Raw genomic sequence first — 14,685 nt, 5'->3', positions numbered from 1 at the left:
AGCGAGATGGAATCAGAGATCAAACGTACGCAGCGCGACTACACGCTGGCTTTTAAGCTGGCGGTGGTGGAGCAGGTAGAAAAAGGCGAGCTGACATACAGACAAGCGCAAAGCAAATACGGCATTCAGGGGAGATCGACCGTGTTGGTGTGGTTGCGCAAACACGGGCGACTGGGCTGGAGTGTTGGTGCATCATCTGCTGCCATGCGGATAGATAAAGAACCTCAGCCACTCACGCCTGAGCAACGGATCAAGGAGCTTGAAGTACAGCTCAAGGATTCTCAGCAGAAGGCGCAATTGTTTGAAGCAGTGATCGATGTGCTTCGCAAAGACTACGGAGTGCGTGTCGTAAAAAAGCCTTTGGGCAAGTTCTCCAGGAAAAACTCGTCCAAGGACTGAGTGTGAGCAGAGCTTGCCAACACATGGGCATGAGCCGTCAGGCGCATTACCAGGGCTGCCAGCGCCACGCCGCGCGCATGAACCAGGCCCAGACGGTCGTGCAACTTGTTGAACACGAGCGCATGCGCCAACCCCGGGTGGGCACGCGCAAGCTCCAGAAAATGCTGGAGGTTCCGCTACAGAAGGCGGGTATAGCGATGGGACGGGACGCGCTGTTTGATGTGCTGCGCAACGCCAGAATGCTTGTTGCGCCAAAGCGGGCCTATCACAAGACAACTCACAGCCATCATCGCTTCAGGCGCCACCCGAACCTGCTCAAGGGCGGGCCACAGCAGGAGCAGGCCACAAGAAGCGAGCAAGTCTGGGTGGCGGACATCACCTACCTGCCCACGCAGGGAAAGTTCGTCTACCTGAGCCTGATCACAGACGCCTACTCACGCAAGATCGTGGGCTGGCATGTCCACGCAAGCCTGCAGACGCAGGAAGTGGCGCAGGCGTTCAAGAACGCATTGAAAGCACGACAAAGCCAGCAACCACTGACGCATCATTCGGACAGAGGCATTCAATACTGCGCAGACTACTACCAGGAGTTGCACAAGCGTCACGGGGTGACGTGCTCGATGACCGATGGCTACGACTGCTACCAGAATGCACTGGCCGAGCGGGTCAACGGAATCCTGAAAGGTGAGTTACTACTTCAAAGGCCAGCCGATCTGGCCCAGGCCAGGCGAATGGTGAAGGAGTCCGTGCAGATATACAACTGCGAGAGACTGCACACATCGCTGAAAATGCAGACGCCCAATGCTGTGCACCGGGCGTCTATGGCCGAATTACTCCGGAATGTTCAACCGTCTAAAGTGTCAACGTAATTTAGGACGGGTCATCCCGGGCGTTTTTGGTGAGTGAAATGCAGTTTCCCGCAATCCACGCTCAACGACTCACAAGTCATCCCTATGCCGCCTCTGGATTTTCTACCTGAGTCCTCGGGCTGGTCACGCCTGCAATAGACTGCCTGCGAACCAGATCGATGCGTCTCGTTTGACACATGAAAATGGGCAGTGAGGCTCGACTCTGGCGATGTTCAACTAAGTTAGGGATTTCATGACAAGCACAGCCATTCAACTGTTCACCAAACGCCGTACCCAATACGCCATCGGCAAGAACCTTCCCCTCTCCGAGGCACAAGTCGAGGCGCTGATCCACGAGGCCGTTCGGCAAGCCCCGTCGGCCTTCAATTCGCAAAGCTCGCGTGTCGTGATCCTGTTTGGAGCGCAGCATGAAAAACTGTGGAATTTCACCCGCGAAACCCTGCGCGCCATCGTCCCCGCCGACGCCTTCGTGACGACCGACGCCAAGATGACCTCGTTCGCTGCAGGAGCCGGTACGGTGCTGTTCTTCGAAGACCATGACGTCGTCGACGAACTGCAAAACAAATTCCCCATCTATGCCGACAAGTTCCCCATGTTCTCCGAACATTCGTCCGGCATGGCCCAATACGCCGTCTGGACAGTCCTCGCCGAAGCCGGCATCGGCGCCAGCCTGCAGCATTACAGCCCACTGATCGACGAGCAGGTCGCCAGCACCTGGGGCCTTCCAGCATCCTGGAAACTGCGCGCGCAAATGCCTTTCGGCTCAAACGAAAAGCCAATCGGCGACAAGACCTTCATCGCGGATGACGTGCGATTCAAGACGTTTCGTTGATCGGTGAGTAACAACAGGGCGCATTGCATCTTGCGTGCGCCTTGCAAAGAGTGGGGAAGGGTGCCGTTGTCATGTCACCTTTTGCCCATTTTTGTTTTTTTATGCCTATGAATGGCCTTTTAGCAGAGCTGATGTAATTTTTGACAATCATATGTTTCCCCTGGCGTGAGAGTGAAACCTGATCTGTTGCGGGTCTAAAAGCCGAGTCTTCTCGTACAACGTGTTGGAACATGTGTTGCTGGTAACCAGATTTACGCATAGTATTTATGAAAACTATCCAAAACCATTTCTCGATGGAGTTGCCATGTCCAACAGAACCTTCGTTGCCCACAGTCCGCTGGGCGAGGAGTTGGAATTCCGCTCATTGGAGGGCAGTGAGCAGATCTCGCGATTGTTTGAATACCGGGTTCGTCTGATCAGCCAGAATTCCTCGATTGCCGCCAGGAGTTTGCTGGGCAAGGACATGAGCATTGAGATCGATCTCACGACGGAAACTGCGGGGAGTGGCAAGCGATTTCTCTCGGGACAGGTGACGCAGTTTTCCTATATTGGAAAGGACGGCGACCATTTTGCATATGAGGCTCTGCTGCGCCCCTGGCTCTGGCATGCGACACGTCGCTCGGACTTCAAGATCTTCCAGTTCAAGAAGGTGCCGGACATCATCAAGGAAGTGCTGGGTCCCTACGGTTTCACCATTGATGACCGGCTCGTCGGCAGCTATCGCGCGTGGGACTATATGGTCCAGTACGGCGAGACCGACTTCAATTTCATCTCGCGCCTTCTTGAAGCCGAGGGCGGTTATTTCTTCTTTGAGCACAGCCAGGGAAGCCACAAGCTGGTGCTGGCGGACGACATCGGAAGCCACGGCCCTCTTCCCAACGGACCGACCACCATTTCCTATTACCCCGGCAACCGGGCTGCGAACATTCACAGCGTCGACTTCATTGACGATTGGCGCTTTGCCGAAGATATCGCTTCCGGCCACTTCGCATCGGATGACTACGACTTCGAAAAACCCAAGGCCTTGCTCGAGACGCGCCAGCAGCAGCCCGCAGGCCACCCGAGGACAGTCGCGAACTCTACGACTGGCCGGGTGGCTACACCGATGCGGGCGACGGCGAGAACTACGCACGCGTGCGCATCGAGCAGCAAAAGGCCCAGCGCGAAGTCGCCCAGGGCGAAGGCAATGCGCGCAACATCGCACCAGGCTACCTGTTCACCTTCAGCAAATACCCGAGAGCCGACCAGAACAAGGAATATTTGATCGAGTCGGCGTATTACCGCTTTGAAGAGAACGTGCGCCGAAGCGACGGCGCGGGAGGCTCGGGCGCTGCCAAGCGCGCGGGCATCGACAGCCCGACCACGTACCGCATCAGCTTCAGCGTCATCCCCAAATCGGTTCCATATCGCAGCCAGCGCACGACCCCAAGCCCCACACCACAGGCCCGCAGACGGCGGTCATCACCGGCCCGCAGGCGAAGAAATCTACACCGATAAGTATGGCCGCGTGAAGGTGCAGTTCCACTGGGACCGCTACGGGAAGAACGACGAGAACTCGAGCTGCTGGATTCGCGTGAGCCAGACCTGGGCGGGCGCGAACTACGGCTCCATGCACATCCCGCGCATCGGGCAGGAAGTGATCGTGGATTTTTTGAACGGTGATCCGGACTACCCGATCATCACGGGCCGGGTCTACAACGCCATGCAGATGCCGCCGTGGGATTTACCTGCCAACAAGACGCAGTCGGGCATCAAGACCCGCTCCAGCCTGGGTGGTGCGGGCGGCGCGGGCATGAAGAACGGTGCGGGCGATGCCAACGCGCTGCGCTTTGAGGACAAGAAGGGTGAGGAACAACTGTGGCTGCATGCGCAGAAGGACCAGCTCACCGAGGTCGAGCACGACGAGGACAAGTGGGTGGGCAACGACCGGCGCAAGGTGATCGACCGGGATGAGTTCAACACGATTCACCGCGACCGCACGGAGATCGTGGATCGTAACGAGAAGATCAATGTGCACGGGTGGCGCACCGAGGAAGTGGATCTGGATGAGACCATCACGATTCACGGCAACCGCACGGAAGTGGTGGACAAGAACGAGACCCTCACGGTGCACAAGAGCCGCACGCGTACCGTGGATCACAACGAGGATGTGACGGTCAGGAAGAGCCGCACGAAGACGGTCCTCAAGAACGAGACGGACGAGATCAAGAAGAAATGGGATATCACGGTAGGCCAGATGCGGATGGAGAAGGTGGGGCTGCTCTCCACCTTCAACGTCGGGCTGGTGCACTCCGAGAACGTGGGCTTGCTGCACAGCTCGATCGTGGGCGGCAAGCGCATTGAGGTCAGTGGCGTGGACAAGACCGAGGTGGTCAATGGCCCCGCACCACCACCGTCAAGAGCGACACGGTGACGGTGGAGGAGACGCAGAAGATCACGGCCAAGAAAATCGAGATCACGGCCTCGCAAGAAATCCTGCTGACCTGTGGCTCAAGCAGCATCCGCCTGAATAAAGACCTGATCCGCATCCTGTCGGACTTGGTGCGCATCAACTGTTAGGGGCGGGCATCCCGGTATTGCTTTTTGGAAAGCACGATCAGAAAAAAATTGGAGGGAAGGTCTTCATGACAGGAAAGCCAGCGGCACGCATAGACGACAAGGTTGCGTATTCACGCATTGTGACGGGCTCACTCACGGTACTGATAGGAACCCAGGGGGGTGTGGCCTGCTCGGTGTGTCCGGGGGCGTTGCCAAGGGCAGCCCGGTCAATCCCCAGCTGGGCGCGAAGGTGCTCTCGGGGGCGTCTGATCTTGACTTTGCGCTGCCCGGGGCCATGCCGCTGGTGTGGCAGCGCCAGTACAGCAGCTATGTGAACGCAGAGCAAGGGGGGTACTGCGGCGTGCTGGGTTACGGCTGGAGCGCGCCGCTGGAGCTGCGCCTGACGGTGCAGGCCGGCGCCACGTTGCTGCACGACAGCCAGGGGCGCACCATCACGTTTGATGCGCTGGCGCCAGGCGAGTCGCTCTACAGTCCCAGCGAAGACATCTGGCTGCTGCGCACGGGGATGCACCCGGGCAACCTGGCGCAGGAGCTGGCCTCGCTCACTGGCGGGGCGCGGTTTGCCCTGGACGCGGGGCAGGACGCGGGGCAGGCTTCGGTTGCGGCTTCGGCTGTCGGCACCGCTGCGCTTGCAGACCAGCAGGCGCCCGCCTGGTGGAGAGACCGCTTTGCGTGGATCAGTCGCGAGATGGCCTGCGCAAGTCATCTCATTTTTGCCGCCAACGGGGGTGGCGACACGCTGTGGGTGTTTGCTCCCGCGAACTGGCAGGCGATGGAGGCTGCGCGCAGGGCTGCGCAGACGCACCCGGCCACGCAGCTGCCTGCGCCCGATGCGGGCTGGGTGCTGCTGGGCAAGCTGGAGAGCCTTGGCCGCACGCAGCGCTACCACTGGGCAGAGGTGCTGGGGCAATCGCGCATCACCGGCATCGACGATGGCGTGGGGCGCCACTACCAGTTGCACTACAGCCGGGTCAGCGCAGCACAGGACGCCCGGCACTACGGGCGCGAGGGTAGTCACTTTCACTGGCAGGCGGACAGCGGCGTGCGCCTGATGCGCATTGAGCTCAGGCGCGATCCTGCGCTTCCCCTGCAAACCGGCGCTCTCGCGCAGTCGATCGATCTCGTCAGCTACGCCTACAGCGCGGAGGGCGACCTGGTTGCCGTGAAGAACCGCCACGGGGACACAGTGCGCCGGTTTGCCTGGCGCAACCACCTGATGGTCTTTCATCAGGAAAAAAGCGGGCCCGAGCACCGCTACGCCTACGACCGCTATGAGCCTGGGGGCAAGGCGGTAGAGCAAAGCAACCAGGAGGGCATCGACTACCGCTTTGACTACCGCGCGCTACCCGAAGCCGATGGACAGCCGCGCCGGGCCTGCATCGTCACCGACAGCCTGGGGCGCGTTGAGACCTACATCTTCCAGGGCGAAGCGGGCCTGTCGCGGCTGACCGAGCATGTGCGCGCCGATGGCAGCACCGTGAGGCGAAGCTACAACCAGTACGGGCACCTCACGGGCGTCACGGACCCGCTGGGGCGCAGCGTGCGCATGCAGGTGAGTCCCCTGGGGCAACTGCTGTCCACCCAGGGGCCCGATGGCAGCACCAGCAGCCAGACCTACGAGGAGGGTAGTGGGCTGCTGCAAAGCACCACCGATGCGGCCGGGCGCACGATCCGCTACGGATATGACCGCCTGGGCCGCCTCACGCAAATCATCCTGGCAGATGGCAGCGCCGAGCACTATCACTACCCGGACATTGCCAGTGCGGCAGCGGAGCCTGCCACGCGCCTGAACGCAGACAAACCCGTTCGCATCACCGATGCCAGGGGTGGAGACAAGCACATTGCCTATACCGCGGCGGGGCAGGTGGCAAGCTACACCGATTGCTCCGGGCAGAGCACCCGCTACGAGTACGACCGCTGGGGCAGGAGCACGGCGGTGGTGAACGCGCTGGGTGAGCGCGTACGCTACCAGTACAGCGACAGGGACCAGTTGCAGGCCGTGCACTACGCCGACGGCAGCTCAGAGCACTACGAGTACGACGCCCGGGGGCAGGTGAGCCAGGTGCGCGCGGGCAGGATGACAAGCGCAGCGCAGATGTGTACAGCGTGGAGGGGTACAGCGCAGAGGGCCGCAGCAGAGCGCCCGCCAGCACGACGGCGGCCTCGGTCAGCATGGAGTACGACCTGTGGGGACGGCTCACGCGGCGCAGCCACGCGGGCCACAGCCTGGCCTTCGCCTATGACGTGGCCGGACGCCTTGCGCTGCTGACCAACGAGAACGGTGAGCACACCCGCTTCGAGTGGGACGTGATGGACCGTCTGGCAAGGGAGACCGGCTTTGATGCCCGGGTGCAAAGCTACCGCTACGATGCAGCCGGGCAGCTCACGCACTCGGCAGACGGCTGGGAGGCGCAGCAGGGCCTGGCAAGCCACACGAGCCACTACGAGTGGAGCATCACGGGGCAGCTCATTGCAAGGCATCTGCCGCCAAGCGAGCTCGTGCCCGCGACCACGCACCGCTACCAATGGGGCAAGGCAGGCGAGTTGCTGCAAGCAAGCGTCTGGCATGAAGCGCCAGAAGCCGGGGCGCAACTGCAAAGCCAGGCCATCATCGAGCGCGATGTGGCGGGCCGGGTCACAGGCGAGATCCAGCGCCTGTACAAACACACCTCCCCTCCAGAGCCACGACCCACAACGGCGCCGGTGTGATGGACCCTCCTGCCGCCGGGCCGGAGATCGAGTTCGAACACCGCATCAGCCATCGCCTGGATGTGCTGGGCAACCGGCAAGCGAGCCAGTTGCAGGGTCTGGGCGAGGTGGGCTACCTGCTTTATGGTTCGGGCCACGTGCACGGCATCACCTGGCAAGGCGAGAGCCTGGTGGACCTGGAGCGAGATGCGCTGCACCGCGAGGTCAGACGCCAGTTGGCGAGCACCACGGCCGAGCCTTTGATCCGCCAGCTGGGCTGGGACAGCGCCGGGCGCCTGACATCCATGCAGTGGGGCGGCTTTGCGCAAGGCGCGGGCCTGCCTGACATGCTGGACAGCCTGCCGGGGGCAGCCCCGTCCACAGCGCAGGCCTCGCCCAGCCCGCAAGGCCCCCACAGGCCGTGCTCGGGGCGCTGGCGTCCCGGCACTACCACTACGACAGCCTGGGACAGATGGTGGGCATCCAGAGCCCGGCGGGCATGAGCCGCTTTGCCTACGACGCGGCAGGCCGCCTCACAGGTGCAGACACCCCGCAGGCGGGCCAGCAGCGCTGGAGGTTCGACCCGGCGGGCAACCGCCTGCCCATTGCAGAGCCGGCAGGCAACCCCGGGGCGGGCGATGTCATCACGGGAGCGCTGAACGAAACAGACCGCCAAAGGACGCAGCAAAGAGCGGGCCGCGAGGCAACGCCGGTCAGCCGCGAGCAGATGGCGCGCAGCGACTACAACGCCCTGCAGGGCAAGCCGGAGCAAGGGGGACACCTGGAGGACTGGGCCGCCACCGCGAAGTGGCACGGCAACCGTGTGGGCTACTACGAGAACAGCGAAGATGCGAGCAGCGAAGGCGCCAGGATTCACTACCGCTACGACAGCCGGGGCAACCGCACTGAAAGCGTGCAGGGCATGGCAGGAAAAGCGCGCCGCAAGATGGAGCTGGCCTACGACAAGGGCAACCAGCTGGTGCAAGTCGTGGTTCACGAAAAAGATGATGGTGAAGAGGAAGAAGGCACACAGCTCACCCAGCGCTACCGCTATGACGCGTTTGGCAGGCGGCTGGCCAAGTACAGCAATGCGGGCAACACAGGCCATGCGAGCAACTTGGGTCACATGGGCCACAAGGATGCGGGCGAAGAAAGCGGGACAACCGATTACTTTGGCTGGGACGGGGACCGGCTGGTGCATACCGAGCGGCTCAACCATGGCAATGCCCGGGACATCAACGGGCAGAGCCAGCCGGAGATCGTGCACACGGTGTACGAGCCGGGCAGCTTTACACCGCTGGTGCAGTTGCGCCGGGCTGCCAGAGCAGCGCCAGGCATGGCCGACGACCTGATTGCCCACCTCCCCGCTGGCATGGCGCGGGACGCCTTGCGCGCCATGCTCACGGATATCAATGCGACCAGCGCGCTCCTCAACGAGCGCATAGTCGGGCTGGGCATGGCCGCTGACGCGCAAAGCTTCATCAACGCGCAGCGCCAGGAGTTTGAAGAGACGGCACGCAGCGAGCGGCAGGAGAATGCCAAAAGCGTGGAAGTGCGGCACTACCTGTGCGACCATCTGGGAACGCCCAATGCGCTCTTCAGCAGCGAAGGACAAGTGGAGTGGGCTGCGACGCTGGATGCTTGGGGGAACGTGAAAGACGAATACAGTCCGAAGCGCCTGTATCAGCCTATTCGGCTACCTGGGCAGCATGAGGATGACGCCACGGGACTGTATTACAACAGGTATCGATACTATGAATCGATTTCTGGAAGCTACATCAATCAGGATTTAATAAAACATAAAGGAGGTATTAATTTTTATATTTATCCTTTAAATACACTTCTATTTGTGGATCCGTTGGGCCTACAAGCCATATCTGTAGATAATCAATCATCAGTACCATCAAATCCTGAACTGCGCCCGGATGGTCAACCATGGGGAGCTGGATGCGGTGACGCCAAAACTGATAAATACATCCCAGATTCATATTTTGGAGAGGCCAGCTTTTTAGGCGCATGCTCTGCGCACGATAGATGTTACGGAACATGGCAGGCAGACAAAAATCAATGCGATGATAAGTTGAGAGATGATATGAAGCAAGCATGTGATGAGGCTAATGCTGCTGGTAAAATCGGTCTCCCTGCAGTCTGTAGATTTCAAGCATCCGTCTATCATTTTGTACTAAAAGATATCAACAAGGGGCAGCCCGCATATGATGCCGCGCAAGAAGAGGCCTTTTGGGAAATTATGAGTAATAAATGAAACTTTTCAAACTTCTGATTATAAATATTTTTTTTATTTTTACGATAACTCCTGCGGCTGCGGCGGATGATTGTGAAAAATCGAATACTTGTAATGACGCAGATATTTTAAAACGAGGATATTTGAAACAGCAATTCTATCGCGCCCTCGCCACGGGAGATGTGAATAAAACTCAATTTTATATAGAGAATAAGATATTCGATGCCAACGAAAAATTATCAGATTATGATGATACGCCCTTATCAATAGTGGCCTACCATGGCGGTAAAAATGCAGTGGCAACAGCCGAGTACTTAGTTCAAAAAGGGGGTGACGTTAATCATGATTTAAAAGGTGCCGCACGATCTCCATTTTTGACTGCAGTTTGGAAAAAAAACAATGATGTTGCAATATTTTTAATTAAAAGCGGTGCTGATTTGTCAGTAAAAAGTGACAGAGGGTATGATGCTTGTATATTTGCCCATAGATGGTCTAATTTTGAAATTATGCCGCACATTCCAAATTGTTGTGAGAGAATAAAAAAAATTGAAGCGGACCGTATTTTAAAAGAAGATAAATTAAGACCTGCGGATTTCTTGCAAATTTGTAAAAACTAGTTTTGTTGAAAATTTCAAACTAAAATCCGATGTCTCTACACGCGTGCCAAAGCTCGAGAAAATCTGCCACACACGATTTTTTCCGGTATCGTTGCAATGCCTATATATTCTTGGACGAAAACAAAAAAACCGCCTTTCGGCGGTTTCTTCGTTTTGCTGACAGCGCACCCGTTACAAACGGCGGGTGATAATAATAGTAATACTAAAAATCACCCGGGCTGTTTGCCTGAAGAGAGTCAGGCGGCTGCTACTGCCAGGGTCTTGACCTTGGCGGACAGGCGGCTCTTGTCGCGAGCTGCCTTGTTTTTGTGGAAGATGCCCTTGTCGGCGATCGTGTCCAGCACGGATTGAGCCTTGGCGAACAGTTCGGTTGCCTTGGTCTTGTCACCAGCCAGAACAGCCTTTTCGACGTTCTTGACTGCGGTACGGTACTTCGAACGCAGCGATGTGTTGGCTGCGTTCAGCTTGACGTTCTGGCGGGCGCGCTTGCGGCCGGACGCCAGGCGGGGGTTCTTTTTCTTTGGCTTAGATGCCATGGTATGTGTTCCTTAGGTGTCTGAGGATGATGTCAGCAAAGCCGAGCATTATAGCCTGAAATTTCGCTGATTGTGGGGTGGCGCTTTGGGCGGGCGTCGGTCTGTGCGTCGGCATCGCCGGGGTTCGCGGGTGACTCGCACTTGCTGGTGCCGGTTGCCGAGCCTGCACAAGCGGCCACGCGTGTTGTCGCGGGAATTGTCAGCAGACTTTTCCGGGCGAAAACTTCCCGCGTGAAAATCGCTTTGCCCGAGCTGCCTGCGCATACACTGGCGCCCGTGTCGTTGTTCAAAGCCGCCTCCACCGTTTCGTTGCTGACGCTTGCCTCCCGTGTGCTTGGGCTGGTGCGTGATTTGCTGATGGCCTCGATGTTCGGGGCCAATGTGATGACCGACGCGTTCAATGTCGCGTTCCGGATTCCCAATCTGTTTCGGCGCCTGTTTGCCGAAGGGGCGTTCAGTCAGGCGTTCGTGCCGGTGCTGGGCACGCACAAGGCGCACTTTGGCGACGAGTCCACTCACACGCTGATCAGCCATGTTGCGACGGTGCTGTTCTGGGTGCTGCTGTTCACCTGCATCGCGGGTGTCGTTGGCGCGCCGGTGCTGGTCTGGCTGCTGGCGAGCGGGCTGCGCGCCTCGCCGGGCGGCATGGACGCCGCGGTGTTGATGACGCGCTGGATGTTTCCATACATCGGCTTCATGTCGCTGGTCGCGTTGGCGGCGGGTGTGCTCAATACCTGGCGGCGTTACGCTGTGTCCGCGCTCACGCCGGTGCTTCTCAATGTGAGCATGATTGCCGCCGCCGTGCTCGGCGCGCCGTTGTTTGCGCGGCACGGCATCGAGCCGATCTACGCGATGGTGGGCGGCGTGATGCTTGGCGGCGTTCTGCAGCTGGCGGTGCAGATTCCGGCGCTCATCAAGCTCGGGTTGATGCCGCGCATCGGCATGAGCATCAGGACCATCCGCGTGGCGTTTGCCGATCCCGGAGTACACCGCATTCTCAAGCTCATGGGGCCGGCGTTGCTGGGCGTCGGTGTGGCGCAGATTTCGCTGATGATCAACACGCAGATCGCCTCGTATCTGCAACAGGGCAGCGTGACGTGGCTGTTCTACGCCGATCGCTTGATGGAGTTTCCCACGGCCTTGCTCGGTGTGGCGCTGGGCGTGGTGCTGACCTCGCAACTGACCCTCGCCAAGGCAAGCGGTGATGGCGAGCGCTATTCGTCCATGCTGGATTGGGGGCTGCGCATTGTGGTGTTGCTGAGCGTGCCCTGCGCCATCGGTCTGCTGGTCTTCGCCAAGCCGCTCGTGGCCTCGCTGTTTCACTATGGGGCGCTGAGTGATCGCGATGTGCAGCAGATCACGGTTGCGCTGCAGGGCTATGGCGTCGGCCTTCTGGGCCTGGTCGCGGTGAAGGTGCTGGCGCCCGGCTACTACGCGGCGCAGGACATTCGCACCCCGGTGAAGATCGCCGTCGTGGTGCTTGTGATCACGCAATTGCTCAATCTGCTGCTGGTTCCCAAGTTGGCGCATGCGGGGCTGGCGTTGTCGATTGGCCTGGGTGCGCTCGTGAATGCGACCTGGCTGCTGGTCGGGCTGATACGTCGCGGCAGCTTCAAGCCGCGGCCCGGATGGGGCAGCTTCATCGCGCGCATTCTGATGGCCGGTGTTTTGTTGACGGGATTTCTTTGGTGGGGAAATCAGCATTTCGACTGGATCGCGCTTCGGGCGCAGCCAATGTGGCGTCTTGGCCTACTGGCTGCCATGCTGATTGGTTCTATGGTGGTGTACTTCGGCGCGCTCTGGGCGGCCCGAATGAATCTGCGGCAAGTTTTGCGCAGATAATGGTTCGGTCAGCGCAAGGGCGAACGGCTTTTTTCAGTGATGAAAAAAGCCCGCGTTCTCGAATCAATAGGAACCGGACGCGGTGTTCGTGACACCAACACCCATGTCCAGTAGCTGAGGGAAGTCCTATGTCACTGCAATTCAATGTTCCCACCCCACTGGAATATTTTGCAAGTCTCGTCCAGGAAGGCGGCCAGCAGGAGTCCGTACCGCTGCTCGAGGCAGCGGCGTGCATCGCGCAGGATGCCTATCCGCTGCTCGATGTGCAGCAGGTGCTCGATGAAGTGGATCAGCTTCAGGCACGCCTTGTCCGCATGGTGGAGCCAGCGGCTGAGCCGATGCGCAAACTCGCGGCACTGAACCAGTTCTTCTTCCATGATCTGGGTTTCAGCGGCAATCTCAACAACTACTACGACCCCGACAACAGCTATATGAATGTGGTGCTGCGCTCGCGTCGCGGCATTCCGATCTCGCTGGCGGTGTTGTGGCTGGAGCTAGCGCAAAGCGTCGATTTGCGTGCGCACGGGATTTCGTTTCCCGGCCATTTTCTCGTCAAGGTGCAGTTGCCCGAGGGGCAGGTAGTCGTCGATCCGACCACCGGGCGTTCGCTGTCTCGCGAGGATCTGGGCGAGCGCCTAGATACATTCATCTCGGACAGTCGCCCGAGCCAGGATGGCAGCCTGCGCGAGCTGGGAGAGTATCTGCGCTCGGCGTCGTCGCGGCAGATTCTGGTGCGCATGCTGCGCAACCTCAAGGAAATTCACCGTGCCGAGGGCGACTGGCAGCGGCTCATCGATGTGCAAAGCCGCCTTATCGCGTTGTTGCCCGAAGCCTGGAACGAGCGGCGTGACCGGGGCTTTGCGCACGTGGAGCGCGGCCACATGATGGATGCGATCAGTGATCTGGAAATCTATCTGGAGCATGAAGGCGCGTCGGTGGATGCCGAGGCCATTCAGGAACTGCTGCTCCGGTTGCGCGAGTCTCAAAGCTGAATGGGCGAAACCCAGACAAACGCACTTTTGGAGTGTGACAGACGCCAATCCGTCATTTTTCGGTCACCTGATTGTCATGAAAATGAGTCATCATTAGTGAGTGTTTGTAGGTCTTTCCTATGTTTCAAAACTCTGCACTAGCCCCCAAGAATTCATGCAACGCATGGCTGACGACCTCATGGACAGCTATGACGAAGAGCTTGAGCTCGAAATCGATGATCGCGACGTGGATGAAAATGGCGCACGCCGCCCGCTCGTCGATCAGGCGGCGCGGCACAGCTATTTCAAGAGCCTGTTTCAATTGCAGGGCGAACTCGTCAAGCTGCAGGACTGGGTTCAGCAGTCGCGCGAGAAGGTCGTCATCCTCTTTGAAGGCCGCGATGCGGCAGGCAAGGGCGGCGTCATCAAGCGCATCACCCAGCGCTTGAATCCGCGCGTGGCACGCGTTGCGGCGCTGCCCGCGCCGAATGACCGCGAGCGCACGCAGTGGTACTTTCAGCGCTATGTCTCCCATCTGCCCGCAGCGGGCGAAATCGTCATGTTCGACCGTAGCTGGTACAACCGCGCGGGTGTCGAGCATGTGATGGGGTTTTGCACCGACGCGGAGTACGAAGAGTTCTTTCGCAGCGTGCCCGAGTTCGAGAAGATGCTCGTGCGCTCGGGCATTCGCCTGATCAAATACTGGTTCTCGATCACCGACGAAGAGCAGCACATGCGCTTTCTCGGCCGCATTCACGATCCACTCAAGCAGTGGAAGCTCAGCCCCATGGACCTGCAAAGTCGCGTGCGCTGGGAGGAATACACCAAGGCCAAGGAAGTGATGCTCGAACGCACGCATATTCCCGAAGCGCCTTGGTGGGTCGTGCCCGCCGACGACAAGAAAAAGGCCCGCCTGAACTGCATCTCGCACCTGCTCAGTCAGATGCCTTATCACGAAGTGGCGCATGCCGAAGTGGTGCTGCCCGAGCGTGTCCGCAATCCGGATTATTTCCGCCAGCCGGTGCCAGAGGCGCTGATCGTGCCGCAGATCTATTGACAGCGGATGAAGATGCGAAACTGCGTGAACCGAAAGAAAGGCTCACGCAGTTTTTTCATGGGGCGATGCCAAT

Annotated in this window: 14 protein-coding genes and 2 pseudogenes; 15 read left to right on the top strand and 1 reads right to left on the bottom strand. The window is 59.2% G+C overall.

Translation table 11 applies throughout. The features are described 5' to 3' along the window. Positions 1-6: 6 nt before the first annotated feature. The 12 genes and pseudogenes from H9K75_RS06420 to H9K75_RS06385 all read left to right on the top strand — a co-directional run bounded on the left by H9K75_RS06420 (position 7) and on the right by H9K75_RS06385 (position 10,206). Positions 7-1,268 (top strand): IS3 family transposase gene (locus H9K75_RS06420; protein ID WP_187723143.1). Its coding sequence is split into 2 segments (ribosomal slippage): positions 7-348 and positions 351-1,268, totalling 1,260 coding nucleotides; the frame shifts between segments, so codons are not numbered across the junction. A gap of 232 nt (positions 1,269-1,500) precedes the next feature. Further along, positions 1,501-2,100 carry a nitroreductase family protein gene (locus tag H9K75_RS06415; protein ID WP_187725142.1) on the top strand — a complete coding sequence of 200 codons (600 nt, stop codon included), beginning with the start codon at positions 1,501-1,503 and terminating at the stop codon, positions 2,098-2,100. A gap of 304 nt (positions 2,101-2,404) precedes the next feature. After that, positions 2,405-3,178: pseudogene (locus H9K75_RS23635) on the top strand (type VI secretion system Vgr family protein); the annotation flags it as partial. A 56-nt stretch (positions 3,179-3,234) separates the two neighbouring features. Next, positions 3,235-3,336: pseudogene (locus tag H9K75_RS24675) on the top strand (hypothetical protein); the annotation flags it as partial. A gap of 24 nt (positions 3,337-3,360) precedes the next feature. Then, positions 3,361-3,597 (top strand): hypothetical protein, encoded by a 237-nt coding sequence (locus tag H9K75_RS23630; RefSeq protein WP_226858800.1) that lies wholly within the window; start codon positions 3,361-3,363, stop codon positions 3,595-3,597. A 10-nt stretch (positions 3,598-3,607) separates the two neighbouring features. After that, positions 3,608-4,513: a type VI secretion system Vgr family protein gene (locus H9K75_RS23625; RefSeq protein ID WP_264293985.1), complete on the top strand. Its 906-nt coding sequence runs from the start codon at positions 3,608-3,610 to the stop codon at positions 4,511-4,513. Continuing rightward, positions 4,510-4,659 (top strand): DUF2345 domain-containing protein, encoded by a 150-nt coding sequence (locus tag H9K75_RS23620; RefSeq protein ID WP_226858576.1) that lies wholly within the window; start codon positions 4,510-4,512, stop codon positions 4,657-4,659. Before H9K75_RS23625 ends, H9K75_RS23620 begins: the two co-directional genes overlap by 4 nt. Before the next feature lie 175 nt (positions 4,660-4,834). Further along, on the top strand, positions 4,835-6,928 hold the full coding sequence (locus tag H9K75_RS06405; protein ID WP_187725141.1) for a DUF6531 domain-containing protein: 2,094 nt from the start codon (positions 4,835-4,837) through the stop codon (positions 6,926-6,928). Continuing rightward, complete coding sequence (locus tag H9K75_RS06400; RefSeq protein WP_187725140.1) at positions 6,832-7,368, top strand: RHS repeat protein; 537 nt, start codon at positions 6,832-6,834, stop codon at positions 7,366-7,368. The genes H9K75_RS06405 and H9K75_RS06400 overlap by 97 nt, the downstream gene beginning before the upstream one ends. Continuing rightward, positions 7,368-7,850: a hypothetical protein gene (locus H9K75_RS06395; RefSeq protein WP_187725139.1), complete on the top strand. Its 483-nt coding sequence runs from the start codon at positions 7,368-7,370 to the stop codon at positions 7,848-7,850. Before H9K75_RS06400 ends, H9K75_RS06395 begins: the two co-directional genes overlap by 1 nt. Further along, the gene (locus H9K75_RS06390; RefSeq protein ID WP_264293984.1) at positions 7,847-9,610 is read left to right on the top strand and encodes an RHS repeat-associated core domain-containing protein; all 1,764 of its coding nucleotides are present in this window, start codon (positions 7,847-7,849) and stop codon (positions 9,608-9,610) included. Before H9K75_RS06395 ends, H9K75_RS06390 begins: the two co-directional genes overlap by 4 nt. After that, on the top strand, positions 9,607-10,206 hold the full coding sequence (locus H9K75_RS06385) for an ankyrin repeat domain-containing protein (RefSeq protein WP_187725137.1): 600 nt from the start codon (positions 9,607-9,609) through the stop codon (positions 10,204-10,206). The genes H9K75_RS06390 and H9K75_RS06385 overlap by 4 nt, the downstream gene beginning before the upstream one ends. Before the next feature lie 236 nt (positions 10,207-10,442). On the opposite strand, the gene rpsT is transcribed toward H9K75_RS06385, so the two are convergent. Beyond that, positions 10,443-10,742, bottom strand: a complete 300-nt coding sequence (gene rpsT, locus H9K75_RS06380) for a 30S ribosomal protein S20 (RefSeq protein WP_187725136.1) — start codon at positions 10,740-10,742, stop codon at positions 10,443-10,445. A gap of 276 nt (positions 10,743-11,018) precedes the next feature. Here rpsT and murJ point away from each other — a divergent pair, with 276 nt between their 5' ends. The 3 genes from murJ to ppk2 all read left to right on the top strand — a co-directional run bounded on the left by murJ (position 11,019) and on the right by ppk2 (position 14,612). Then, complete coding sequence (gene murJ / locus H9K75_RS06375) at positions 11,019-12,584, top strand: murein biosynthesis integral membrane protein MurJ (RefSeq protein ID WP_187725135.1); 1,566 nt, start codon at positions 11,019-11,021, stop codon at positions 12,582-12,584. A gap of 128 nt (positions 12,585-12,712) precedes the next feature. Then, positions 12,713-13,576, top strand: a complete 864-nt coding sequence (locus H9K75_RS06370; protein ID WP_187725134.1) for a SirB1 family protein — start codon at positions 12,713-12,715, stop codon at positions 13,574-13,576. Between the two features lie 163 nt (positions 13,577-13,739). Beyond that, complete coding sequence (ppk2, locus tag H9K75_RS06365; protein WP_226858575.1) at positions 13,740-14,612, top strand: polyphosphate kinase 2; 873 nt, start codon at positions 13,740-13,742, stop codon at positions 14,610-14,612. Positions 14,613-14,685: the final 73 nt, after the last annotated feature.

The organism is Diaphorobacter aerolatus (assembly GCF_014489535.1).
Lineage (GTDB): Bacteria > Pseudomonadota > Gammaproteobacteria > Burkholderiales > Burkholderiaceae_C > Diaphorobacter_A > Diaphorobacter_A aerolatus.
This window is presented reverse-complemented; position numbering and strand designations above follow the sequence as displayed.